24 protein-coding genes are annotated in these 24410 nt (G+C 57.6%); 12 read left to right on the top strand and 12 right to left on the bottom strand.

Going from position 1 to position 24410, the window contains the following annotated elements; genetic code table 11:
* Positions 1 to 50: 50 nt before the first annotated feature.
* The 6 genes from rbfA to AB4Z13_RS27415 all read left to right on the top strand — a co-directional run bounded on the left by rbfA (position 51) and on the right by AB4Z13_RS27415 (position 6398).
* Positions 51 to 452 carry a 30S ribosome-binding factor RbfA gene (gene rbfA, locus AB4Z13_RS27440; protein WP_113320486.1) on the top strand — a complete coding sequence of 134 codons (402 nt, stop codon included), beginning with the start codon at positions 51 to 53 and terminating at the stop codon, positions 450 to 452.
* 12 nt (positions 453 to 464) lie between these two features.
* Positions 465 to 1397, top strand: a complete 933-nt coding sequence (gene truB, locus AB4Z13_RS27435; RefSeq protein WP_442207335.1) for a tRNA pseudouridine(55) synthase TruB — start codon at positions 465 to 467, stop codon at positions 1395 to 1397.
* 97 nt (positions 1398 to 1494) lie between these two features.
* Positions 1495 to 2346: an alpha/beta fold hydrolase gene (locus tag AB4Z13_RS27430; protein WP_439016988.1), complete on the top strand. Its 852-nt coding sequence runs from the start codon at positions 1495 to 1497 to the stop codon at positions 2344 to 2346.
* Positions 2347 to 2496: 150 nt separating this feature from the next.
* A complete protein-coding gene (rpsO, locus tag AB4Z13_RS27425) occupies positions 2497 to 2766 on the top strand; it encodes a 30S ribosomal protein S15 (protein ID WP_007817719.1) in 270 nt (89 codons plus the stop codon).
* Between the two features lie 333 nt (positions 2767 to 3099).
* A complete protein-coding gene (gene pnp / locus AB4Z13_RS27420; protein ID WP_439016987.1) occupies positions 3100 to 5250 on the top strand; it encodes a polyribonucleotide nucleotidyltransferase in 2151 nt (716 codons plus the stop codon).
* Between the two features lie 131 nt (positions 5251 to 5381).
* On the top strand, positions 5382 to 6398 hold the full coding sequence (locus tag AB4Z13_RS27415) for a class I SAM-dependent methyltransferase (RefSeq protein WP_439016986.1): 1017 nt from the start codon (positions 5382 to 5384) through the stop codon (positions 6396 to 6398).
* Between the two features lie 46 nt (positions 6399 to 6444).
* On the opposite strand, the gene fabI is transcribed toward AB4Z13_RS27415, so the two are convergent.
* From fabI to fabA, 3 genes are read right to left on the bottom strand one after another with little or no spacing between them, the layout of a single operon-like run.
* Positions 6445 to 7251 carry an enoyl-ACP reductase FabI gene (gene fabI, locus AB4Z13_RS27410; RefSeq protein ID WP_113320481.1) on the bottom strand — a complete coding sequence of 269 codons (807 nt, stop codon included), beginning with the start codon at positions 7249 to 7251 and terminating at the stop codon, positions 6445 to 6447.
* A 5-nt stretch (positions 7252 to 7256) separates the two neighbouring features.
* Positions 7257 to 8489, bottom strand: coding sequence for a beta-ketoacyl-ACP synthase I (gene fabB, locus AB4Z13_RS27405; RefSeq protein WP_037100386.1), 1233 nt, complete (start codon positions 8487 to 8489; stop codon positions 7257 to 7259).
* Positions 8490 to 8535: 46 nt separating this feature from the next.
* Complete coding sequence (fabA, locus tag AB4Z13_RS27400) at positions 8536 to 9051, bottom strand: 3-hydroxyacyl-[acyl-carrier-protein] dehydratase FabA (protein ID WP_113320480.1); 516 nt, start codon at positions 9049 to 9051, stop codon at positions 8536 to 8538.
* 303 nt (positions 9052 to 9354) lie between these two features.
* Here fabA and irrA point away from each other — a divergent pair, with 303 nt between their 5' ends.
* Entirely contained in the window at positions 9355 to 9774 is a 420-nt protein-coding gene (irrA, locus tag AB4Z13_RS27395) for an iron response transcriptional regulator IrrA (protein ID WP_439016985.1), read from the top strand.
* A gap of 3 nt (positions 9775 to 9777) precedes the next feature.
* On the opposite strand, the gene AB4Z13_RS27390 is transcribed toward irrA, so the two are convergent.
* Complete coding sequence (locus AB4Z13_RS27390; RefSeq protein ID WP_007814141.1) at positions 9778 to 10413, bottom strand: trimeric intracellular cation channel family protein; 636 nt, start codon at positions 10411 to 10413, stop codon at positions 9778 to 9780.
* 113 nt (positions 10414 to 10526) lie between these two features.
* On the opposite strand from AB4Z13_RS27390, the gene AB4Z13_RS27385 reads away from it, so the two are divergent.
* Positions 10527 to 11000: a hypothetical protein gene (locus AB4Z13_RS27385; RefSeq protein ID WP_113320580.1), complete on the top strand. Its 474-nt coding sequence runs from the start codon at positions 10527 to 10529 to the stop codon at positions 10998 to 11000.
* Positions 11001 to 11121: 121 nt separating this feature from the next.
* Here the strand turns inward: AB4Z13_RS27385 and AB4Z13_RS27380 are convergent, their stop codons facing one another.
* The gene (locus AB4Z13_RS27380; protein ID WP_310379935.1) at positions 11122 to 11844 is read right to left on the bottom strand and encodes a YoaK family protein; all 723 of its coding nucleotides are present in this window, start codon (positions 11842 to 11844) and stop codon (positions 11122 to 11124) included.
* A gap of 275 nt (positions 11845 to 12119) precedes the next feature.
* Here AB4Z13_RS27380 and AB4Z13_RS27375 point away from each other — a divergent pair, with 275 nt between their 5' ends.
* On the top strand, positions 12120 to 13496 hold the full coding sequence (locus AB4Z13_RS27375) for an integrase (RefSeq protein WP_442207334.1): 1377 nt from the start codon (positions 12120 to 12122) through the stop codon (positions 13494 to 13496).
* Between the two features lie 103 nt (positions 13497 to 13599).
* Here AB4Z13_RS27375 and AB4Z13_RS27370 read toward each other — a convergent pair whose 3' ends face one another.
* The 6 genes from AB4Z13_RS27370 to AB4Z13_RS27345 form a co-directional block, all read right to left on the bottom strand.
* Positions 13600 to 14424 carry a hypothetical protein gene (locus AB4Z13_RS27370; RefSeq protein WP_442207333.1) on the bottom strand — a complete coding sequence of 275 codons (825 nt, stop codon included), beginning with the start codon at positions 14422 to 14424 and terminating at the stop codon, positions 13600 to 13602.
* Between the two features lie 162 nt (positions 14425 to 14586).
* Positions 14587 to 15654 carry an HNH endonuclease gene (locus tag AB4Z13_RS27365; RefSeq protein ID WP_442207332.1) on the bottom strand — a complete coding sequence of 356 codons (1068 nt, stop codon included), beginning with the start codon at positions 15652 to 15654 and terminating at the stop codon, positions 14587 to 14589.
* Between the two features lie 64 nt (positions 15655 to 15718).
* Positions 15719 to 16036, bottom strand: coding sequence for a hypothetical protein (locus AB4Z13_RS27360; protein WP_442207331.1), 318 nt, complete (start codon positions 16034 to 16036; stop codon positions 15719 to 15721).
* 76 nt (positions 16037 to 16112) lie between these two features.
* Positions 16113 to 16850, bottom strand: a complete 738-nt coding sequence (locus AB4Z13_RS27355; RefSeq protein WP_442207330.1) for a hypothetical protein — start codon at positions 16848 to 16850, stop codon at positions 16113 to 16115.
* A 276-nt stretch (positions 16851 to 17126) separates the two neighbouring features.
* Positions 17127 to 18515, bottom strand: a complete 1389-nt coding sequence (locus tag AB4Z13_RS27350; RefSeq protein WP_442207329.1) for a hypothetical protein — start codon at positions 18513 to 18515, stop codon at positions 17127 to 17129.
* 795 nt (positions 18516 to 19310) lie between these two features.
* Positions 19311 to 19850: a hypothetical protein gene (locus tag AB4Z13_RS27345; protein WP_442207328.1), complete on the bottom strand. Its 540-nt coding sequence runs from the start codon at positions 19848 to 19850 to the stop codon at positions 19311 to 19313.
* 696 nt (positions 19851 to 20546) lie between these two features.
* Here AB4Z13_RS27345 and AB4Z13_RS27340 point away from each other — a divergent pair.
* The gene (locus AB4Z13_RS27340; RefSeq protein WP_442207327.1) at positions 20547 to 21002 is read left to right on the top strand and encodes a hypothetical protein; all 456 of its coding nucleotides are present in this window, start codon (positions 20547 to 20549) and stop codon (positions 21000 to 21002) included.
* A 22-nt stretch (positions 21003 to 21024) separates the two neighbouring features.
* On the opposite strand, the gene AB4Z13_RS27335 is transcribed toward AB4Z13_RS27340, so the two are convergent.
* Positions 21025 to 21606 carry a recombinase family protein gene (locus AB4Z13_RS27335; protein WP_442207326.1) on the bottom strand — a complete coding sequence of 194 codons (582 nt, stop codon included), beginning with the start codon at positions 21604 to 21606 and terminating at the stop codon, positions 21025 to 21027.
* A gap of 213 nt (positions 21607 to 21819) precedes the next feature.
* On the opposite strand from AB4Z13_RS27335, the gene AB4Z13_RS27330 reads away from it, so the two are divergent.
* Complete coding sequence (locus AB4Z13_RS27330) at positions 21820 to 23034, top strand: hypothetical protein (protein ID WP_442207325.1); 1215 nt, start codon at positions 21820 to 21822, stop codon at positions 23032 to 23034.
* 419 nt (positions 23035 to 23453) lie between these two features.
* Positions 23454 to 23855 (top strand): hypothetical protein, encoded by a 402-nt coding sequence (locus AB4Z13_RS27325; protein WP_442207324.1) that lies wholly within the window; start codon positions 23454 to 23456, stop codon positions 23853 to 23855.
* Positions 23856 to 24410 lie beyond the last annotated feature (555 nt).

Raw genomic sequence — 24410 nt, 5'->3', positions numbered from 1 at the left:
GGGCGCCGGATCATCCAGTCCGGCGCCCGATCCTTTTGGGATAAAGAACAATGGCAACAAGACCTACATCCTCGGCACCGTCGCAGCGCATGCTGCGCGTCGGCGAGCAGGTTCGCGCAGCAATCACCCAGGTGCTGCAGCGCGGCGAAGTGCGCGACGACATCATCGAGGCGACCGTGATCTCGATCTCCGAGGTGCGCATGTCGCCCGACTTGAAGATCGCGACGGCCTATGTGACGCCGCTCGGCGTTTCCGACCACACGATCGTCATCGACGCGCTGAACCGTAAAGCGAAGTTCATCCGTGGCCGGCTCGGACCGCAGCTCCGGCAGATGAAATACATGCCGGAAGTGCGCTTCCGCGACGATACCAGCTTCGACAATTACAAGAAGATCGACGACCTGCTGCGCTCGCCCGAGGTGAGCCGCGATCTCGACAATGACGACGAATAACAGAAGAGACTGATGTCCAAACCACGCAAACCCAAGGGCCGCCCGATTTCCGGTTGGCTGATCCTCGACAAGCCGGTGGATTTCGGCTCGACGGAAGCCGTTTCCAAGATCAAGTGGCTCTTCAAGGCGCAGAAATGCGGCCATGCCGGGACGCTCGACCCGCTTGCTTCGGGCATGTTGCCGATCGCGCTCGGCGATGCCACCAAGACCGTCCCCTATGTGATGGATGGCCGCAAGATCTATGAATTCACAGTGAGCTGGGGTGAAGAGCGGGCGACCGACGACCTCGAGGGCGAGGTTACGCAGAACTCCGACAAGCGCCCGAGCGAGCAGCAAATCCGCGAGATCCTGACGAAATATATCGGCACGATCAGCCAGGTTCCGCCGCAGTTTTCCGCTATCAAGATCGCCGGTGAACGCGCCTACGATCTGGCGCGCGATGGCGAGGCGGTCGAGATCCCCTCGCGTGAGGTCGAGGTTCATCGTCTGACGCTTCTCGCCTGCCCGGATGACAATACCGCGCATTTCGAGGTGGAATGCGGCAAGGGCACCTATGTGCGGGCGCTTGCCCGCGATTTCGGCCGCGAACTCGGCTGCTACGGTCATGTTTCCGGCTTGCGCAGAACTTTCGTAGCGCCCTTCGCCGAAGAGACGATGGTGCCGCTTGCAAAGCTGACTGCGCTCGAAGAGATCGAGGATATGGATGAGCGCCTTGCCGCCCTCGACGCCCTGCTGATCGACACCTGCGAGGCGTTATCGACCCTGCCGCACCTTGTTGTCAGCGATGATCAGGCGCACCGGCTGAAAATGGGCAACCCTATCCTTGTGCGCGGTCGCGATGCGCCTGTTGCCGAAAGCGAGGCCTATGCGACCGCCCGCGGTCGCTTGATCGCGATCGGCGAGATTGGGCAGGGCGAATTCCGGCCGAAGCGCGTTTTCGGCTGAGGTCGTCGGGCCAGCCGCAACAAAGGCGGCAATTGTCAGACGATCGCGATGCGATATGTTTTCCGGCGGGCCATAACGGCTTGTCATAGGGGAAAATATGCGCAAAATCGCTTTGGGAATACTGACGTTCTTTTCGCTGTTTCTCACGGTTACGATCGCTCAATCTGGCGAGCGCTGGGCCGAACTTCCGGCCTTTCCTTCCATGTCGGCGCCGAAGGCGAGCGGCATGGCTGAAGTCAACGACATCAAGATGTATTACGCCGAATATGGCGAGGGCGACCCGATCCTCTTCATCCATGGCGGGCTTGGAAATGCCGATGTCTGGGGCCATCAGGTCGCCGATTTCGCTAAGGATCACCTTGTCATCGTCGCCGACAGCCGCGGGCATGGGCGCTCGACGCGCAGCCAGCAGCCCTTCGGCTATGATCTGATGACATCGGATTACGTAGCACTTCTCGACTATCTGAAAATCGACAAGGTGACGCTGGTCGGCTGGTCGGACGGCGGCATCATCGGCATCGACATGGCGATGAAACATCCGGAGAAGCTCACGCGCGTCATCGCCCAGGCGGCAAATGTCACGACCGACGGCGTTAAGTCCGACGTCATGAGCAACAAGACCTTCAACGACTACATCAATGTCGCCGGTGAATATTACAAAAAGCTGTCGCCGACGCCGAACGAATACGACGCCTTCGTCAAACAAATCTCGGAAATGTGGGCGACACAGCCTGCCTGGACGGCAGCCGACCTCGGAAAGATCACGGTGCCGGTCACGCTCGCCATCGGCGATCATGACGAGGCCGTAAAGCTCGATCATACAGAGATGATGGCGAAGGAAATTCCAGGCGCAAAACTCGTCATCCTGAAGGATGCCAGCCATTTCGCCATGCTGCAGGATCCCGAAGGATACGACGCGATGATCCGGGACGCCATGGCGGGGCGCTGAAACCGCTAATGGTGCCCCTCTTTCCAACGCTGCTTATTTGGTTTATAGGCAGCGCCAGCATCAGGGTCTCCCCGATTGCATTCGCGGCCAAGGCTGGACGACATCCCGGCTTTTGGCGACTTAAACTCCTCTCAACGAAAGGATTGTCCGATGTCGATCACTGCTGAGCGCAAGGCTGCGCTGATCAAGGAATATGCGACCACCGAAGGCGACACCGGTTCGCCGGAAGTACAGGTTGCGATCCTCACCGAGCGCATCAACAACCTGACCGAACACTTCAAGGACCACAAGAAGGATAACCATTCCCGCCGTGGTCTGCTGACGCTCGTTTCCAGCCGCCGCTCGCTTCTTGACTATCTCAAGAAGAAGGACGAAGGCCGCTACACCAAGCTGATTAACGGCCTGGGTATCCGCCGCTAATGATTTTTCGGCGGGCGAAGCACTTCGCCCGCCGAATGTTTTTCCGGGAGTGCGTCTCCCGATGACATTTTCCAGGCGCGCGCTATCTGTGTGAATGGAAAGACGGCAGTTCCGGATGGGCCGGATCTGCCAAACCAACCGTTGACCTGTCATGGGGCAGGATTGCCGGATGCTTTCGGCCAGAGTTTCACAAGAGCTTTGGCCCGATTTCCCGAGGGAAATCGTCCGCTCGAAGCTTCCCGTTGTCTTGCCCGTGATGCGTCACACTGATTGTGGTCGACGCTATGCTGCTCCTCACGGAGACGGCGCGTTGGCTGCATTGAAGGACAAGACATGTTCGATACACATAAAGTAGAAATCGAGTGGGCAGGCCGCCCGCTCAAGCTTGAGACCGGCAAGATCGCCCGTCAGGCTGACGGTGCTGTGCTCGCCACCTACGGCGAAACCGTGGTTCTTGCGACCGTCGTTTCCGCCAAGGCACCGAAGCCCGGCCAGGACTTCTTCCCGCTGACGGTCAACTATCAGGAAAAGACCTATGCAGCCGGCAAGATCCCCGGCGGCTACTTCAAGCGCGAAGGTCGCCCGAGCGAAAACGAAACCCTCGTTTCCCGCCTGATTGACCGCCCGATCCGCCCGCTCTTCCCGGAAGGCTACAAGAACGACACGCAGGTCGTCGTCACCGTCATCCAGCACGACCTCGAGAACAACCCGGACATCCTGTCCATGGTCGCGACCTCTGCGGCGCTGACGCTATCAGGCGTTCCCTTCATGGGCCCGGTCGGCGGCGCACGCGTCGGCTACATCAATGGCGAATACGTTCTCAACCCGCATCTCGACGAGATGGATGAATCGAGCCTCGACCTCGTCGTCGCCGGCACATACGATGCCGTCCTGATGGTCGAATCCGAAGCCAAGGAGCTTCCGGAAGACGTCATGCTTGGCGCCGTCATGTTCGGCCACAAGGGCTTCCAGCCGGTTCTCGACGCGATCATCAAGCTCGCCGAAGTTGCCGCCAAGGAGCCGCGTGACTTCCAGCCGGAAGACTATTCCGCTCTCGAAACCGAAATGCTCGGCCTTGCCGAAGGTGAGCTTCGCGAAGCCTACAAGATCACCCAGAAGGCCGACCGCTACACAGCTGTCGACGCCGTCAAGGCCAAGGTGAAGGCGCACTTCCTCCCCGAAGAAGGCGAAGCCAAGTACACGGCCGAAGAAGTCGGCTCGATCTTCAAGCACCTGCAGGCCAAGATCGTCCGCTGGAACATCCTCGACACCAAGAGCCGCATCGACGGCCGCGATCTCGAAACCGTTCGTCCGATCGTATCGGAAGTCGGCCTTCTGCCGCGCACGCATGGTTCGGCGCTCTTTACCCGCGGTGAAACGCAGGCGATCGTGGTTGCCACCCTCGGCACCGGCGAAGACGAGCAGTACGTCGACAGCCTGACGGGCATGTACAAGGAGCGCTTCCTGCTCCATTATAACTTCCCTCCTTACTCGGTTGGCGAAACCGGCCGTATGGGCTCCCCAGGTCGCCGTGAAATCGGTCATGGCAAGCTCGCATGGCGCGCCATCCGTCCGATGCTGCCGTCCGCCGAACAGTTCCCCTACACGCTGCGCGTCGTCTCCGAGATCACCGAGTCGAATGGCTCGTCCTCGATGGCTACCGTCTGCGGCACCTCGCTCGCTCTGATGGATGCAGGTGTACCGCTCGCAAAGCCGGTTGCCGGTATCGCCATGGGTCTGATCCTTGAAGGCGATCGCTTCGCCGTCCTCTCCGACATTCTCGGTGACGAAGACCACCTCGGCGACATGGACTTCAAGGTGGCAGGTACTGCCGACGGCATCACCTCGCTGCAGATGGACATCAAGATCGCCGGTATCACCGAAGAGATCATGAAGGTCGCTCTTGGCCAGGCCCAGGGTGGTCGCGCCCACATTCTCGGCGAAATGGCGAAGGCCATCACCGAAAGCCGTGGCCAGCTCGGCGAATTCGCTCCGCGCATCGAAGTCATGAACATTCCGGTCGACAAGATCCGCGAAGTCATCGGCTCCGGCGGCAAGGTTATCCGCGAAATCGTCGAAAAGACCGGCGCAAAGATCAACATCGAGGACGACGGTACCGTCAAGATCGCCTCCTCCTCGGGCAAGGAAATCGAAGCGGCCCGCAAGTGGATCCACTCGATCGTCGCCGAGCCGGAAATCGGCCAGATCTACGAAGGCACTGTTGTCAAGACCGCCGACTTCGGCGCCTTCGTCAACTTCTTCGGCGCCCGTGACGGCCTCGTCCACATCTCGCAGCTTGCTTCCGAGCGTGTCGCGAAGACCCAGGACGTCGTCAAGGAAGGCGACAAGGTCTGGGTCAAGCTGCTCGGCTTCGACGAGCGCGGCAAGGTTCGCCTGTCCATGAAGGTCGTCGACCAGGCCACCGGCCAGGAAATCCCGGCTGCCGAAAAGGGCGACAAGAAGAAGGATGAAGCGGCCGAATAAGCCGCGCCTTCTCCGCTGATATCCGGGCGCGGGACTGTTTCCGCGCCCTTTTTGTATTCGACCTTTGCGCAATTGCGGACGAAAACCGCTGCGCAGTTTCCTGGAATTGCTCCAGATGACGGGACCAGATCATGAGCCGCGAGACGCTGAAGACCCTTTTCCACCCCTTTGCCAGCGAAACCGTCACGCCGCCAGGCGAAGGCGAGCGTGTGCTCTTCCTCGGCGCGGAGGCGGGCTTCGCCCTGCCCGAGGGCTTTGCCGCGTCCCTGGAGGCCGTACAGGGCTTCAAGCCGCTCTACAGACAGCTTCTGGCGCAGCGCATCGAGGCGAAGCCGGAGATCGACGCTGAAGACTATGATGCAGCGCTGGTGCTCTGCACCAAGCACAAGGGCGAAAACGAAGCCAATATCGCCGCTGCCCTTTCCCGCGTGAAGGCCGGTGGGCTGATCGTCGTCGCCGGCGGCAAGGAAGACGGCATCCAGCCGCTGCGCAAGCGTGTGGAAGGTTTCGGCCTCGATACCGAGCATATGCCGAAATATCATGGCGTCGCCTTCTGGTTCGGCCGGCCGGCCGATGTCAGCGAGATCGTTGCGAAGTTCGGCAAGTCGCCGGTTCGGGTCGACGGCCGCTTCATCGCCTCGCCCGGCATGTTTTCGCATGACCGGCTCGACGCCGGTTCGCAGCTTCTCGCCTCACGCCTGCCGACCGATTTTACCGGCGATGCGGCCGATTTCGGCGCCGGCTGGGGCTATCTCTCCGCCGAACTTGCACAGAAGTCTCCTAACCTTGCCCGCCTTGACCTCTACGAGGCCAACTACGAGGCCCTGGAGGCCGCCAAGGCCAATCTGGCGGAGAACTGCCCGGACGCGCCTGTGCGCTTCTTCTGGCACGATCTGGCGGGCGAGCAGGTGCGGGACAAATACGATCTCGTCATCATGAACCCGCCCTTCCATGAGGGCCATGCGGCTGAGCCTTCACTTGGACAGGCAATGATCAAGACGGCGGCCTCTTCGCTGCGCGGCGGCGGGCGGCTGATGCTGGTGGCCAATCGCGGCCTGCCTTATGAGCCGGTGCTTGCAGAGCATTTCAAGGATAGCGGCGAAACCTGCCGCAATGCCCGCTTCAAAGTGTTGTGGGCACGTAAATAAAAAAGGCGGCCGATGGCCGCCTTTTCTTTTTAAGCCTTGTCCGGCCTTACTCGACGTCTGCCTTGCGCAGCGTCTCCAGTGCCGGCATGGAGGTGATGTTGTAACCGGCATCCACGAAGTGGATTTCGCCCGTCACGCCCATCGAGAGATCCGAAAGCAGGTACAGCGCGGAGCTGCCGACGTGATCGATGGTGACGGTCTTGCGCAGCGGCGCATTGCGCTGGTTCCACGACAGGATGGCGCGGGCATCGGAAATGCCTGCGCCGGCGAGCGTGCGGATCGGGCCTGCCGAGATAGCGTTGACGCGGATGCCGCGCGGACCGTAATCGGCCGCCAGATAGCGCACGGAAGCTTCCAGAGCAGCCTTGGCAACGCCCATGACGTTGTAGTTCGGGATCACGCGCGTGGAGCCGTTATAGGTCAGCGTCAGCATGGTGCCGCCATCTTCCATCAACGGCGCACAGCGCTTGGCGATCTCCGTGAAGGAGAAGCAGGAAATGACCATGGTGCGGCTGAAGTTCTCGCGCGTCGTATCGGCGTAGAGGCCCTTCAGCTCGTTCTTGTCGGAAAAGCCGATGGCATGGACGATGAAATCCAGCTTGCCCCAGCGCTCCTTGATCGTGTCGATGACCGTGTCGACCGAAGCGATGTCCTCAACATCGCAGGGCAGAAGAAAATCGGAATTGACTTCGGCTGCAAGTGGCTTGACGCGCTTGCCGAGCGCATCACCCTGGAAAGTGAAAGCCAGTTCCGCGCCCTGGGCAGCGAGCGCCTTCGAAATTCCCCAGGCGATAGAATGGTTGTTTGCGACGCCCATGATGAGGCCGCGCTTACCCTGCATGATTCCGGTCATTGTTATTATCCGTTGTAGCGCTGGAACACGAGCGTGGCGTTGGTGCCGCCGAAGCCGAAGGAATTGGAGAGGGCAATGTCGATCTTGGCATTGTCGATGCGCTTGCGGACGATCGGCACGCCTTCGAATTCCGGATCGAGTTCCTTGATATGCGCGCTTTCGCCGATGAAACCTTCCTGCATCATCAGCAGCGAATAGATCGATTCCTGCACACCGGCGGCACCGAGCGAATGGCCCGTCAGCGACTTGGTGGACTGGATATGCGGCAACTTCTCGCCGAAAACCGCACGGATGGCGCCGATTTCCTTGCTGTCGCCGACCGGTGTCGAGGTGCCGTGCGTGTTGATGTAATCGACATCACCCTTCACGGTCGCCAGCGCCTGACGCATGCAACGGATAGCACCCTCGCCCGAGGGAGCGACCATGTCATAGCCATCGGAGGTTGCGCCGTAGCCAATGATTTCAGCATAGATCTTGGCGCCCCGTGCCTTGGCATGTTCCAGTTCCTCGAGGACGAGCACACCAGCGCCGCCAGCGATGACGAAGCCGTCACGGCTGACGTCATAGGCTCGGGAAGCGGTATCCGGCGTATCGTTGTACTTGGAGGACATGGCGCCCATGGCGTCGAAGAGGTTCGACATGGTCCAGTCGAGATCTTCGTGGCCGCCGGCAAACATCATGTCCTGCTTGCCCCACTGGATCATTTCAACGGCATTGCCGATGCAGTGCGCGGAGGTCGAGCAGGCAGACGAGATAGAATAGTTGACGCCGTGGATCTTGAACCAGGTGGCAAGCGTTGCGGACGCTGTAGACGACATGGCCTTCGGCACGGCGAAGGGGCCGATGCGCTTCGGGCTGTTGTTCTTGACGGTGATCTCGGCTGCTTCGATGAGCGTGCGCGTAGACGGACCGCCGGAACCCATGATGATGCCGACGCGCTCGTTTTCGCTGTAGTCCTTGTCTTCCAGGCCTGAATCGGCGATCGCCTGCTTCATGGCGACATGATTCCAGGCGCCGCCTTGCGACAGGAAGCGCATGGCGCGGCGATCGACCAGTTCGGCGAGCTTGTCGGCGCCGAGCTTGGGGCTGCCCCAGACCTGGCACTTGAAGCCGTGTTCGGCGAAATCGCTGGAGAAGGAAATACCGGACTTTGCCTGGCGCAGGGATTCGGTGACTTCGGCCGCGTCGTTTCCGATCGAAGACACGACACCTAGACCCGTGACAACTACCCGTCTCATCTGATCAAACCCTTGTTGTTTTCGTGAGCCGCTCGAAATGCGGTTTTCAGGCCGTCTTGTCTTTCGAGAGACCGACGCGAAGATCGGTCGCCTGATAAATGGTTTCGCCATCCGCCTTCAGCCAGCCGTCGGCAGTGCCGAGCACCAGACGGCCGCGCATGACGCGCTTAAAGTCGATACCGTATTCAATCAGCTTCGTGTGCGGGCGGACCATGCCCTTGAACTTCACTTCGCCGGTCGAGAGCGCCATGCCGCGGCCCTGTTCACCGAGCCAACCCAGATAGAAGCCGGTCAGCTGCCACATGCCGTCAAGGCCAAGGCAGCCGGGCATGATCGGGTTGCCTTCGAAATGGCAGGGGAAATACCAGTCGTCAGGGCGAACATCGTATTCGGCCCGCAGATAGCCCTTGTCGAAGGTGCCGCCCGTTTCAGAGATATCCGTGATGCGATGAACCATCAGCATGGGCGGCAAAGGCAGCTGCGCATTGCCAGGCCCGAACAGCTCGCCATGTGCGCAGGCGATAAGTTCTTCATACGAGTAGCTGGACTGTCTGGTCGTCATAAATCTCTGTTTCCCCCCGCGTTCTTGGCGATGGATGTGTGTCTTTAGTCCAAGTTCACCAGAAAATGAAGCGCAAGCATGGCGGCTTCATTTCTTCGTTCCGGACCGGGCCTGAGCCAGTATTTGGTGGTCGCATACAGGAAGGCCAAGGCCGCGACCAGACCTAATTGCGTCAAAAGGCCGTTTTTGCGGCCTTTCGAAGGCTCTTGTCCCCATTGAACTATTGAAAGGCTTTTGCGCAAAAGTTATATCGCTTTGAACAAACATGATTGCTTTTCGCCAGAATAACCGGAGTTGGTGTTAATGACGGGTGAAACCCCGATCGCCATTGAGGTCAGGCTGCGTAGCGCAGGCCTGCGTCCCACCCGCCAGCGCGTCGCGCTTGGCGACCTCCTGTTTGCCAAGGGCGACCGGCACTTGACCGTCGAGGAACTGCACGAGGAAGCGGTTGCCGCTGGCGTGCCGGTTTCGCTCGCGACGGTCTACAATACGCTGCATCAGTTCACAGAAGCCGGCCTGATCCGCGTTCTCGCAGTCGAGAGTGCCAAAACCTATTTCGACACCAATGTCTCCGATCACCATCACTTTTTCGTCGAAGGCGAAAACGAGGTGCTCGATATTCCGATCAGCAATCTGACCATCGCCAATCTGCCGTCGCCGCCCGAGGGCATGGAAATCGCCCATGTCGACGTGGTGATCCGACTGCGGCAGAAGCAAGGCTGACTTTTACATCACATCGTCAGGATGTCGGCCAGGCATGTGCTTGTAGGTCGGGAATGTCCAGCCGAACCACAGGGCGCCGCCGCGCACTGCGAAGGCTGCTGCGACCCCGCAAGCCGATGCGATATAGAGCTCGGCGCCAAGCGCATTGACGCCGGTAAAGACGCCCGATCCCACCAGGGCCGCCGTCACGTAAATTTCCGGGCGCAGCAGCACGGATGGTTCGTTTGCCAGCAGATCGCGCAGGATGCCGCCGAAGGTTGCCGTCAGCGCACCAGTGACAATGGCGATCGTCGGCGAGCCGGTCGCGGCCAGCCCCTTGGCGGCGCCGAGCACGCAATAGGCGGCAAGACCGACCGCATCGAGCCAGATCAGCAGGCGATAGCGCGATTCCAGGAGATGGGCGGTAAAGAAGACGACGACACCCGCAATGCAGCAGATGACGATATAGAACGGGTTCAACACCCAGAAGACCGGCACGCGGCCGAGAATGATATCGCGCACCGTGCCGCCGCCCGTCCCCGTCACGATCGCGAAAAACAGGAAGCCGATCAGGTCGAGCTGCTTGCGCGAGGCGGCCAGCGCGCCGGTTGCGGCAAAGAGGGCAATGCCGGCGTAATCGAGATAGACGAGCAATGACATCGAGGCCTCCAGACCGGCGGAACGAGACATACTGAATCATTGCGGCAAGGGCGGCGCAAGGCGGCGCATACAGAATGGAAGGCCAGAGAGCCTTTATCCATAAGAGGAAAGCCGTGAAGACGCTGTTGCCCGTACTCCTGAACATCGTTCTGCTGCTGGTCATGCCGGTCGCGGCTTTCGCACAGCAATCGCTGATCTCCGACCCGGAGATCTATGAGAAGAAGCATTTCCAGGAACAATGCACGGAAGCATCCTTCGGTGACGGTTTCCTCATCCGCCAGGATATCAACAATGACGGCCTCATGGACGTGGTCGTCAACGAGGGCGAACTCACCTGCGACGGCCAGAAGGGTCCGCAGTGCAACGAAGACGGCTGCACCTATAATTTTTATCTGCAGGTGGCCGAAGGCGGCTACTTCATGATCGCGACCGCGCAGATCTTTGGCTACGACTTCGTCCAGCGTTTCGGCAATATGGTGCTCGCCATGAAAATGAACCCGCGCTTCTGCGATCGCACCGGCGGCGACCCTTGCATCGTCACCACCCGCGTGCGGGGTACGAAATTCGTCACCATCTCCAAGAAATAAGCCTCAGATCGGAAAGAACGCCGAGGTGCGGCCGGCGAAGTAGTAGCCGGCGAGGCCGTACCGTTCGCGAAGAGCGGTCCCAGGTTCTCTGCGTTCAGGCTCGGCTGGGTGGTGACGGCGGTTATCTGGCACGCGCCGAATGCGGGCCGGAGGCTCCGATCTTTTGATTGAACCGACGCTGCAGGGGGCGCGGAATAAACAGGGCGACAATCGCCAACGCCATCGCGAAGACGGAGACCAGCCACAGCGCCTGCGCGCCCACAAGACGCGTCATGAGGGCCCCGCTGATGGCACCGAGCACCATGCCGCCCCATGGCACGATCTGGATGGTCCAGTCGAGGCGCCGGTCGCCAATGATCCAGCGGCCTATGCCGCGACCGAAACGCGACAGCGCGCCGGTCACATAGGTCAGGCCGATCGGCAGCCCCTCTATATGCTCGACCGCCGCATTCACCATGCCCATTGCGAGAACGATCGTATAGAAACGTGTCATCAACAGATCCTGCAGCGTCATCATAGAGGCTAGCGCCAGCATGAGGCTGACGCAGCAGAGCACGACGAAGATGCGCCGCTCCGCGCGATGCGCAACGACAATGCCGGCGGCATTGCCGAGCACGAAGACGATGATGGCCGACACAAGCACGGCGGCATGCCTGACATCGCCGCTGCTCAGCGCCAATGCCGCCCGCGTCGTATTGCCGGTCATGAAGGATACGAAGTCCCCGGTCAGAAGCAGGCCGGTGGCATCCGTCATTCCCGCAAGGAAGGAAATCGAGCCAACCAGCGCCAGTCCGGTCGCGGTCCTGCGGGTTCTGATGATGCGGCGGCGTCTTGCTCGTGTCATGGGTTCGTGTCCGGGAAGCGCCGAATCGGCTGGCCTCGACGCACGATATAAGAACCTGATTTCAGCCGTCTGCAAAAGTGGCAACCAGACAGCTTTTGACAAATGTCAGTTATGCTGACCTGAAGTGCTTACTGAACTGCATTTGGAGAGATTTGGTGGAGCTAAGCGGGAGACAACCTCAACCCAAATATTTGCGTTTCTTTTCAAATTGTTGTTGAATTTCAAATGGAATTGGGACTAGGAATGGGTACTTTCTTGGGTACTTGGAGGCATTCTTGGCCCTTTCATCAGATCGCATGTTTTTGGAGCGCCATGGAAATCAGTGGCGAGTGGTTGTTAATGTGCCGAAGCGGCTCCATGCGAAACTTGGGACGAAACTAAAGAAGGCACTCGGTACCGACAGTTTGGCGGAAGCCAACCGCCTCAAATGGGATGCAATTGCCGAACTCAAAGGCACTATTGCCCTTGCGGAAAACCCTTTGCTTTCTCTGGAAGCTTTCCGGTCGGGTAGTCGCCAGCAGGCTGTCCAGAAAGCCCTTCATTTTGCCGAGCAGAGGAAGAGGGCTTTTGATCCAGCAAGCCTAGAGGAAATAGACGAGGAGATTGACTGGCAGGCAGAATCTCTCGCCGGTCGGCCCATAGCTGCGGATGAACGAGGTCATGAGGTATTTGATCAGGAACGCTTGCGCCTCGCCACCGACTTTTCTCAGTTAGCCCGAGGGGACAAGACCCCGTTGGATTTGCATCATGAAAAGTTTCTCGCAATGTCGCACGTGAAGGCCCGCACATCGGCTGACGACAAGCGAGCCATGAACCTTCTGAAAGAGTGGTGCAAGAAGGCTGGCGTACAGCCGTATCTTCAGGCCATCACCAAAAAGGAAGCCGTTCGGTTTTGCGACGAGCTTCCGAACCTCACCATCAATCTCACCCCCGTCACTCTCAACAAATACGTCAGCCGCCTCTCAGTGTATTGGACTTGGCTGGAGAATCGACATGAGGTCGAGTCTAATGTCTGGAAGGGACGGCGATTGCGCGAGCCTCAGCAGACAACCGATCAGAAAGAGCGCCCCTTTACCGACGGTGAAGTGAAGGCGCTGCTCACTGGCCCCGCTGAGCCCGAGATGCACGACCTAATGAGGATTGCCGCCCTCTGTGGAGCCCGCCTGGATGCCATAGTGTGCCTGAAGGTGAAGGACTGCCGGGATGATGGGGTGTTCGTGTTCAAGCCCCAAAAGAGAGAGCCGGGTCCACGTCTCTGCCCCATCCACCCCGACCTAGTCGAGATCGTTGAGCGCAGGAAAAAGGGCAAGGAGCCTGAAGACGATATTTTCCCCGAATGGCCTGGCGTGAAGAAATCCGCCTCCTTGCGTGAGCGATCCTTCAAGACCTCCAACGAGTTCACTGCATATCGTCGCAGTGTTGGCGTGGAGGATAGACGCGAGGGCAAGCGCAGGGGTCTCGTCAACTTTCACAGCTTTCGCCGCTGGTTCATCACCAAAGCTGAGCAGGCGGGACAGCCGGAAAGTACCATCGCCGTTGTGGTCGGGCACAAGCGGCAAGGGATGACTTTTGGGGTCTACTCCGGGGGACCACTCCTTGAGCAGGCACGCCGATGCGTCGAGGCTGTCAATCTTCCTGTCTTAAAAAAATGACGCGTCGGAGTTTCTCCTAGTGACTACCTGATTGTCGCGACTACCTTGAGTCCGACGAGCGGCGGTCACCGGAGGGAAGAACCGCGTCAAGTTGCGGAGTAACTCATACCTTTGGCCCAATCCCGGCAAGAAACCGTATGAATCCCATTCCGGTACTCGCTGAAAGCACTGCCAAATCTAGGGGCGCTTCGTGGATCTGTTCGAACGGGGCACCGTGACGGTAGGGATGGGCATCTTTGACCCAACTGTTGAAGACGACCAGCATCCGGTCAACCTTGTCGATGGCGTCCGGAACCTGAGTGTAGCGAGCTAAAAGGATAGGCTTTAAGTGTTTTTCGGCAGCTTGAGCATTGAGCCTATTGCCGGCGTTAGGGCCGCAAACAACGAGGAACGCACTTTCCGCCGCCTCGAAAACTCCGCGAATGAGACCCTTCCCGGATTGGGCGCTAGCTGCAAGGCTTTTGAGTGCCTCAGTCAATGCGTGCCTTGATGACGCGAACTTTTGGTCACCGAGACCGTCCAACGTCGATTGAACAACCTGTTCGAATTGTTCGTCTACGAGGAAGTGGACGCCGCCCTTGCTATCTATCCTGTAACGCAATTGCTCGTCTTGGAATATCTGCTGAGCGGACTGCAGCGCATTACTGTGGAATCTGATAGAGCGGGCCCACAGTGTAATAGCGCTTAGAAAATCTCCGATTTCGGCTGTCTTCCAGAAAACATCGACATACGACCCACCATCAACTTCAATGCCGAGAGAACTCTCTAATAATTCGGCAAAGTCTCCCCAATAGTCATGGCTGACCGAGGCCTCGAATAGCTTGTTCATCCGAATCCGTGCCCGGCTGCTATCTGAGAGCTTCGAGGCTGATCTGAGGTAATTGAGTCGAAAAAGCTCGCCCTCTTTCACGTCACTGGCGCTTGTCACGTTCCATCTCCAAATGGGGTCGATATAAATACTGGAAGCCGTTGCCGATTTTGACCGTGCTGACCCACTCCCGATGGCTTACACCCACCATGGCTCCCGCGATTGACAAAGCTGCCGTGCTCATAGGGGCCAGTTTAAGGCGTTGCGCCAGGGCGATCGGCCTTACGGAACAGTGAGCCCTAAAGCCAGCTTGCGGTGAAGCACGCGGTGACAATTCGCGCACAAGCACTTCAGGTCTTCGATGCTCGTTTTGTGACCGGGCTCCATATTCGCTAAGTGAGTTCGGTGGTGATGAACTTCGATGCACGCGGACCCTGCCTCTGGGCCATATTTCTCCATAGGGTCAAACTTACAGTCCTCGCAAAAAAGCCGCTTATGCTCTGCAATGAAAGCTTCCCGCTTTTCCTTCGCTAAACCCGGGGCCCTTTCACGCTTCAGGTGAGAGACGATTTTCGGGTTACCCTCAATCCAGCTACGCTCCTCTTCAGTCGGCACAAAATCGCCAAGCTGTGCCTCGATCACCTTAGGATCAGGCTTGGGGCGGGCAACTCCCTCTTTTTTCCGCGCGATCCAGAGGTCTGCTTGTTCGAGCAGCTCGAAGCTGATTTGACCCCATCCGGCGCTGAAGTGCCCAGGAAAAGCTTCTATTCCCAGCGCCTCCTTAAGGGCCAGACCGAAGACCTTCTTGGGCGCAAGGGGAATGCCAGTATCGGTAAATGCGTCATAGTCGCGGGACGGAGCGAAGTTTGGAGCGTCACTCCCGCCAAGAAGCTTCTGGACGGCATTGTGGATATGGGCGGTGGTAACCTTCCTCAATTCGCTCGCCGGTAGGCGTGTTATGTTGCGTTGACCTTCAACAACCTGGCGAAGCCGCACTGGTTTCGTACCAGAAGTTTCAATAAATAGCCGTCGCCAAGCGCCATGGCTGGAGCTGCCCTTATTCATCGCCCGCACAAGTTCGTCAAACCGCGTTGCAACAGGCGACAACCGATCAAAGGAAAGTTCGCGATCAGCAAGATCAATCCCCTGAACCGGCTGGCTATCAAGATAGATTCGGTAGGTAATCTGTGCGCCATCTAACCGGGACAGCAGCATTTCGAGTGCTGCGCGGTAATCGCGGTTGCGGTCGGTGCCGCTGCGACTGTGCAGAACGAGTCCTTGCTCATGCAACTCAATCTTAGCATTGAGCTGTGTGCCGTGATCAGTAACGAGAATCAATTGGTCAGACATAACGCAAGGTTGAGCAGCACCAGTGCTGTTTGTCTAGTTGCGGGTGGAGACAAATCGGCTGTCTTCAGTCCCTGATGGACGCCTGGTAGCCGTTGCAAATTGCGTACCAGCAAGCCTCCTTGTCGTCGCTCTCCTGCCATCCCGGCGCACAGAGCACGACCCGATGGAACTTCGCGTTACACAGACCATGATTGGCGAGCAGGCGAGGATCGTCCATAAACCACGGCCTGAGGTCCTTGCTTCGAGTCCACTTCGGGACAGCCTTCCAATCGGCATCGCCTCCGGTTTCGCTTAAGGGCCCCACCGCGCATGACTTCCAGTTGGAGAGCACAATGGGTTGACCGCAGGCGTTGGCATTTGGTGCGCCGACGAGGGACAGCATGGCCAATCCCAGCAGTAGTTTCCTGAAAACGCCAGACCCCATCACCTTCGCCCCGGCAGTCGCCCACGGCTCAAGGTTACATTAAACTCGCGATAAGTTCTAAAATTCTCTGAGCAACATGATCAAGGCCGGCACCAAGGGCCTCTTCAGCTTTCTTTTTTGCCGTTCTCTGGGCAACCTCTTTGGCAATGCGGGCAGTTTTCTTCAAGAGTCCGGGCTCGACCATTGGAGCCTTCAACACAGCAAGTGTGGTTTCCAAAACCGCAATGAGCTGCGCACGCTCGATGTCGGTCAATGCGGCCTGATCTTCGGGCAGATTTGTGGTCTTGGCTATAAGCACGGCTTCGTCAAGCAGCTCCGAGACAGCGGCGATAATCTCCTTGGCGCGTGATCCACGCTTCACATAGACCCACTGTTCTGTCCAAACTTGAATCGGCTGGGGTGGGTTCGCGTCCGCCCGGTCTTGAATTAGGTTATCTTGGTTTATCTCGTCGTCCGAAAATGATCCGCCACCGCCGTGCTCACTTTCCAATGTTCGAAGGTAGCTGCGAGCTCTGCTGAGCGCGGCTATCATCGCGGGGGCTCTAAGCTTCGCGTCAAAGTTCTTCAGCTTGTTTACCACTGAAGTATTGATCCCCAGGTCATGGAGAACGCCGTTCAGCTCGAAATCCATAAAGACGGATACCGCCTCTGGGATATACGTCGTAGGCATGAGCTTATTGTGGAGGTTGGCTGCTTTCAGCCTGCTAAGGCTCCGCTCAATGCCGTCTAACATCTCGTGGATTTCTTCGAGGGAGAAGCCGGGGTCGCTCAATCTGTTACCATAGCGGCGTGGGTTGTGGTACTTGGCAGCGTGACACACTGAGGTTGAGCCTGCAAGCTGACTATAGAAGCGGTGCGGTAGTTGACCCCATCACCTTTCTCTCAACGACTGCGTGCAATGTAGGCTTTGAGAAACCTGATGCCGGGCACGAAGTTTGGCTTTGTGGTCTACATTGATGATAGATCGCCTATCAACCATCTCCTCCCTAAAAGCATTTGCCAGAAGAGAGCTTTGGGCCGCCTATGTCGGTCACTTTGAGATACAGCCTCAAGGGTACCTGTATGCCGCCATTGAGCTGAAGGTGATGATGGGGTCTAAATCAGTAAGGTCTATTCCCTCTGAGCCAGTCCTAGAGCTCCATAGGGGGGAGTTATTTATCGGCGGCCCATTGATCGGCTTTTCGACCACCGGCAGCGACCGGCCCACCTTGGCGGCGCTGACATTCTGCATTGTCGCGATGGCAAATTCCCTCTGGCTGACTGCCACCATGATACCATCGTGCATTGGCAAGGCGGCGACGCCCTTTGAGCCAAGCTCAAGGAGAATGCCGACAAGGATTTCGCTTTCTACCGCCATCAACTGAAATCCCACAGCGGTATCGAAGAGGGGAGCGATTGCAGGATGGTGGGCGCACGCAGCGTGTTTGAACCTCTCCATAGTCCACCCAGGAGGGAGCGCTTCCTTGCTGCCGACAGGCAACCGCCGCGCCGCCGCGTTTCGAAAGAACAGCGAGACCATCAGAGATTTGACGGCCTTTCGGTGGTCCTCCAGTCCGGGGATTGCGTACAGATCGCCAGCGGGTGGCTCTATTCCTACGTGGCAATATGCGAGCTGAACGAACATGGAGGCGAAATCGAGGTCCACCACTCGTTCTCCGCCAATCGTGAGTAAATGGCGTTGATCCCTCGGCAAGTCTTCCCAGAAACCGCCATAGAGCCTGCCATGGCGGTCGAACGTACGAGCATCTTCGGGCTCATCTATACGGAACTTTCGCACGAGGTGGATGGGGCCGGTTTGTTGACCGCCAAGGCGGATATCGGCATCGGTGAGGACACCGTTGATTGCCGCCATCTGGGCTCGCATGTCGTCCGCCTCCGGGCAGTCCACGTAGTCAATTGGCGTCTTGTGGCCGCTCCTCCTGCTACCTGCCCAAAGCTCGATGGTCTCGCGGCCTTCCAGGTGATGGATATCGGCCAGAGATACCCCGTGAGCGGCAACGAGCTGCCGGAAGCGCGACGTAGGGGCGACAACTGTCCGAAGCTCCTTAAAGACAGCCTCTTGGACTGAAACCAGACCTGCTTTTTCGGCCTCCTCAATCACCAACCTCAGGACATCGGAGTTGAAATCTTTGCGGTCGTATCGGCTGAGCTTTTCGTTCTTCAATGGCACCGCAAGACCGACGTACTGAACGGGGCTTAGAGTGACCATCACAAGGTTTGTTACGAGCGTTGCACAGCAAAGCTTTCGGCGCTCCGCCGCGTCGGCTCTAGGTTTCCTTCCGGGCGTGATGATCGGAGCGGCAAGCATGTCAAAGATGCTTTTGGCCAATGCGATGAGGCTGCCACCGCCAGCGGACAACCATCCGTCATAATGGAGGACATAAGGCAAGGCCTTCTCGGCTGACAATTTCTGAGGAAGCAAGATCAGCTCCAACATGCGCGCCCCCGCCCCCGAGAGGAGATCAAACGGTGGCGAGGACTTTTAATTTTGATTAGGACGCCTGAGCGACAGGCGGATGAGATGGATGGGGTCCAAAGTGCTGCGTCCGCATAGCGATCACCTCGGGCACCACCGCGCGGGCAAGCTCATCACATGCCTTCTCCAGCACCTCCCCGATCTTCCTCAGGACGTGCCCGGATGAGCGAGGATAGGCGTGAAGCTCCACAGGTCGCGTTCCGCCCGTTATGGGGTCCCAAGCATTCCACCTGCGGTGAGTGCCGCTGGCGAGCCTATGGACAGCCTTCGCGGCTTGCACGATGCGAAACTCTCGGGTCCGATGGCTGCCATAATCATCCTCAATCAGGGCTGCAATGCCGAGATAGATGGCGATGAGCCGCCGAGTGGGGATTTCCGCCGCCCGCATACGCGCAAAGGCGATCCGAGCGCGATACTCCGCCGATTGGCCCCGCAAGTTCATCGCAGGGTCAACACGTCCCACGCCCGCCATAAAGTGCTCCAGCTCCCAATAGGTTCCTCGGTAAGCTGAGTCCTGCCGGTGGCCCTTTATCCAACGCTCGGCGCTATTCACGTAGGGGACCAACTCAGACGCCCTATAAGTCCCGTGCCAGTGGGAGCCGTGCCGAGCTTTATGCTGAACGTGGTGACGGCAGTGGAACCGAGCGAGACCCGTTCCACCGGACAGTTCGGCCAGTTGGCTGCACCCTGGGACCACGCACCGCTGCTTGCCGTGTTCGCACGTCGAAATGTCAGCACCGACTTTGGGCAGCTGCCTCAACGGTTCGGCTCCATGTCTTCCCGCCAAGACACTGAGATACCTGAAGCGTCACGCGGCACTTTGCCAATTGCCTCTTTTGCAAGTTTCTTGCGTTGTTCCGTAACCCGATTGAGTATTCCCCTCTCCGAAGGCGACGAGGGTTTGCGAGGGGCGGCCAACTCAAGAGTTGCCGCAAGAACTGCGAGTTTTTTCCAGCAGTCGTGCTGATCCAGACCCCGAGCGCGGTGAGGATTTGACGTTTCGGCTTCGCACGTTTGAATTACGCGCTTCCAGAAGCCCGGGCCCGGGCAAATTATCTCAATATCCGGCAGAAGCCCGAAGTCACTCGTTGGATCAATCGGGAAGAAGTCAGTCAACGCGGCCAATAGGCCTTCAGCCATAGCAGCGTTCATATCCAAAAGATGTCCTTGCCCGCAGAAGCGCGACTCGCTGTTGCCGTCCGTTCTAAAGGCGACGTACGCACATGGACGATGATCGCCAGTCAGCTCAGCGGAATCATCTGCCCCGGCGCTTATAAAGATTTTCAGATCACTCATTTCACTCTCATTGCGTGGTTAAGTGGCGTGCGCCACAAATCCGATTTGGCCCGCAATAAAGATTTAGTCAAGTTTAATTCATGTATTTCCTTCGGAAAAAGCAAATATTTTCCTGCATTATCGGAGATATATGGTGTTTCCTGGGGGTGTACTTGATATGCTGCCAAGGTGTTGCCTGGTGTGATGCTGGCACCCTGGTACTTTACTTTGGTTATTGCCTTGTTGTGTGCCTTGTGGCCCTGATGTACCTACTGCCATAGGTGTCGTTACCTATCCCGAGGGGTGGCGTGTTGGTAGGTCAGGCCCTAGGGGCGCGTTGCTCCTGGTGATGGCGTAGGGCTGGATGTCGGGGAGGATCTATTGGGGTTACCTAGGTACCTTGTCGGCTGATCCCTGCACGATGTCGTCGCGAGGTCCAGGATGCCCCGTTGGCAGCAGATGGGAGATGGGCTACACGAAGGTGAGCGCAGACGCGGCGCTCCTGGGCGTCGAAACCCGGAACTCGGCGGTATGGCACAAACCGGAATGGTGCCAATCCTTGACCTTGGCTGGTCGGGGAGCTTGTGGCGTATGTCCAGGCTTCTCGTAAGCTAAAGGCCCCAAGGCCAACCGAGTTGGTTTCGAACTCCCCGATCATGGGTCATGGAGGCAAGCTTGCGAGGGCGCTCGTGGGCACAAGCCTCAGGGGAAGCCGACATGGAAACCACCAAGACAACGCCGCCGCGAATGAACCGTCTGACGACCGGCGGGGAGCCTGAGCCTATCAGAGAGCTGTTCGAGTTACTGGCCTGCTACATAGCGACGGGAGCTGTTGCCTATGGTGTGGTCTTGGGGTCGGGCAAGATGGCTGTTAGGTTGCTACCCACGCTGTCGCAGTACCCCAAGGGCTTTATCATCGGCCTCATGGTTTCCTTTGTGGTATTGCTAGCAGTTTCGAATTCCTGGCTGAGGACGGCGAAAGGCCGGCCCGTCAGGCGAGCCATCGCCACTTGGGCATACCCCATCATTCTCGCTGCTGGTCTTTGGGGCGGCTATAGATATAGCGAATACGATTTCCCAAGAACCGAGCAAGGCCGCCAATACGGGGCCGCCCTGTCAGCATGCATGGAGCAGCCAATGTGCTTCCGCCGCATGCAACAGAAGGACTATTGAGGATGTTGGCGCAGTAGGGGCCTCAGGCAGTTGCCTCAGGAATAGAACACTCCTTCAATATCCTGAACACACTCGCACGGCTGATGCTCAATGCGGCCTGTATTTCTGCCGGGGTCTTACCCTCTGCCTTGAGGGCTAACACCTCGTCCGCCTTGCTGCGGGCCGTAGGTGCCCTTCCCTTATATTTCCCTTCTGACTTCGCCTTGGCGATGCCTTCCCGCTGCCGCTCCAACATCAGCTCTCGCTCGAACTCTGCGATAGACCCCAACAGGTTCAGCATGAGCTTTCCGGTCGGCGTAGAGGTGTCGAGGTTCATTGTAAGGACGCGTAGCTCAACACCCTTGCTCCTCAGCGCCGCCGTGATGGCCACGAGGTCCGCCACCGAGCGAGCAAGACGGTCCAGCTTCGTGACCACCAGCACGTCCCCCTCGCGGACAAACTCAAGCGCACGTTCAAGCTGGGGTCTTTCGTTCGCCACAGAGGAAAGCTGCTCTTGGAATATCTTTGTGCATCCCGCCGCTTGTAGGTCGCGGAGCTGCGCTTCTAGCCCCGCCTTTTGGTCGGTGGTGGATGTGCGGGCATAACCAATCATCACTGCTGGCATAATGGCGTCCCCATAGTCTCACATAATTCATTGACTATGAGATACCAATGGTCTCAAAATGTCAACACCACTTATGTGAGACTGCTTGAACGGCTTAGTGCGAGACTCACAAGGGCTTGCCCTATTGAGACTAAACTATAGCGTTCTTGCCGTATTTAAGTAATGTATTGGCCGCATAGGCTGGGAAGGAATGTTAATTGACGCGAGATTTATATGTCTGAGATTAAGGAGGTAGTACAAGAGGCGCGCTCAAAGATCCAAGCATACTTGGTGGCGATTGCGATCTTTGCTCTGCTCTCGATAAACACCTTGGAAAACCTTTCGTACCGCGCTGCTTGGGACGATCTGTTAGCGTGGTTGACTCTTAAGGACTTTGTTTCATCGCTCTATAAGGAAACCCCTCAGCACGAAAAGTCTTTTTACACGCCCCCGTATTGTTCTGACTCAGATCCGTTATATCGATCAAAGAAACCGGACGGAGAGCTAGGTTATACTGGTTGTCCCGTTGAGGGTGTATTGGTAGCGGGACCTGGGCTTTGGCGCGGGCATCGGTTGGACAAGTTTTTTATCGATATCGTCTACCCTGCCGAAACCCGCCTGCAGGTGTTTCTTTATCCTACTCCGCCGTCTTCCTTCTTCTTTATCAAGGACGATGATCCCCACCAAATCCACTTTTCGGGGATAAAGTTTGCTATATTTGACCCGTTAGTCGTGAAATTCGACATAGAAACCGAATTACCCGAGACGACTCCAACTGGAGGACTGCCGTTCTATAATTATCTTATTGCGCGCAGAGATAAACCTAGCGACGAATATATAATTTTACGCAAGAAGCCGGGATATCACTACCTTATTATGGATGAGAAACCGGGGCTCAGAGTAGATCCTGATGATGATAAACCTTGGTGGTGGTGGAAGTTGCGACCCCTTTTGAGGGCTGAGGGGATAGACCCGAATTCCGCAAAGATCACGCTGAGCGACCCTGTGTTGTTAGCAGCCTTGAAAGACGCCTATACAGATCCTTCCGAAGTTGACTTTGCTGGCTTGAAACTTCCAGCACGGCCCTTCTTGCAGACGTTTAACATTCTTATGGCCGCGATGTTATTTGGCGCGGTGAGCACCATTCGCGCGCTTGAAGTATTCTCTGATGAAGGCCAGTCTAGCAATTCATTGTGGTTATTTGCAACGCCCTTAGGCGATGGATGGAAAGCTGTGGCAACGGAGATAAGTATCCGCGCTATCACCTTTATCATTGTAGGAACGCCATTGTTAAGCCTCGTAACCCAAACACAGATGGGGCTATGGAGTGGGGCGTTCACTGGATGGGCTTTGGCAACCTCAAACTTCTTATGCATGGTCTTCTCGACACTGCTCCTTTGGCGGCTATTCATGGCGCTGCAAGGGCTGCGAGAAGCCAGCCACCGGTAAGTCGATCTGATGCCAGGGGGAGTGCACGAGACGCGGTAAGAATGGGTCCCATCAAGGGGTACCGGGGGGAAATCGCGCGGTCACTGTCACGTAGATCACCGCTTAGATGCGTGACCCCTAAATCCATTTCGGCTTCCGGCTTTGACGACAAAAAGGGCCTCAGGTCCCCTTCCAGTCTCCTACTTTTCCCTTGAGCCGCCTGAAGGGCATGCGGGAGGTCAAAGATGCGCTGGAACTTCACTGCGGGGCCTGCGCTTCCTCATCGGCCTCAACGCGACAGAGCGAGGAACTCCCAAGAAACCGACTCGAAGCCAGCCTCATGAAATCACAAGCCAGTCTCTCGCCGCTTTCGTTGTGAGTTTCCCGATGCCCTACCTATCGTTGCCACCAAAACTATGGGAGGGATGTCGAAGACAGCAATGAGGTTCACGATGTCGATCCTAGCGCGGTTCTTTAAGCAGAAGGACTATGAGAACGCAGAGCATTGGGGATCGGGCTGGGAAAACGCTAAGAAGCTGCAAGAGGTGGTCATCACGACTGTTGAAAGCATTGTAATCCTTGCAGCCCTCAACATTGCTGTAGCGAAGCAATTCAATTGGACTTTGGCTGTAATCAATGGCGTCGTGGCCCTAAGCCTGATGAGCTACCTGACGCTGTTCTTCAAGTATGCCTTGAATTCCGCCAACGAAAAATTCGGATGGATCAAGCCGGGAGCCTTTGCGTGGGCTGCAGGTATTCTCTCGTTGGCAATTTCGCTAGCAATCGCTCTAATGATTCCCAGAGCCGTCTCGATCTTCATCGCTGCAAACTTTATGCAGTAGCAGCCAGACTTCCTTGATGATCACTGGCCGCCCGAATACGATCCGCCCTATTTATTCACCGGAGAATATTGATGAAGTTTGTGTCATTTACGCTGGGAGCAGGCTCATCTGTCGGCTCGCAGATTGCGGTCTCATCGGCCCACATCGTAAGCTACTGTTTTGATGCTGAGCACGGCATGGTTCGGCTTGAAACCGCCACCGGGCCCATGCATGTCAAGGATCAGCTTGGGGACGTGATCCAGTGGCTTGACGAGGCTACCGCCCCTCCCGCTCAGCCAGACCAAGCTATCATCGCCCGACGCTAGAACAGCTAAAATCCCGTCATCGGCTACTGCTTAGACGGACAGGTCTGGGAGCATTATCCCAAAAACAGCCCTCAAGCGAGTAGGTCCTGCCACGATCACAGCGGCAGCCCTACCCGTGTGCGCTTCGTTCACCGCCGTAGATGGGGACACCGTGCGTTGCGATGGGCAGCTCAAGCGGCTGCTCGGCGGCGGCATCCCGTTCGTCTGGGGCATAGACACCGCGGAAATCGGCAGCCATACAAAGTGGCCC

The organism is Rhizobium sp. YAF28 (assembly GCF_052113285.1).
Lineage (GTDB): Bacteria > Pseudomonadota > Alphaproteobacteria > Rhizobiales > Rhizobiaceae > Rhizobium.
This window is presented reverse-complemented; position numbering and strand designations above follow the sequence as displayed.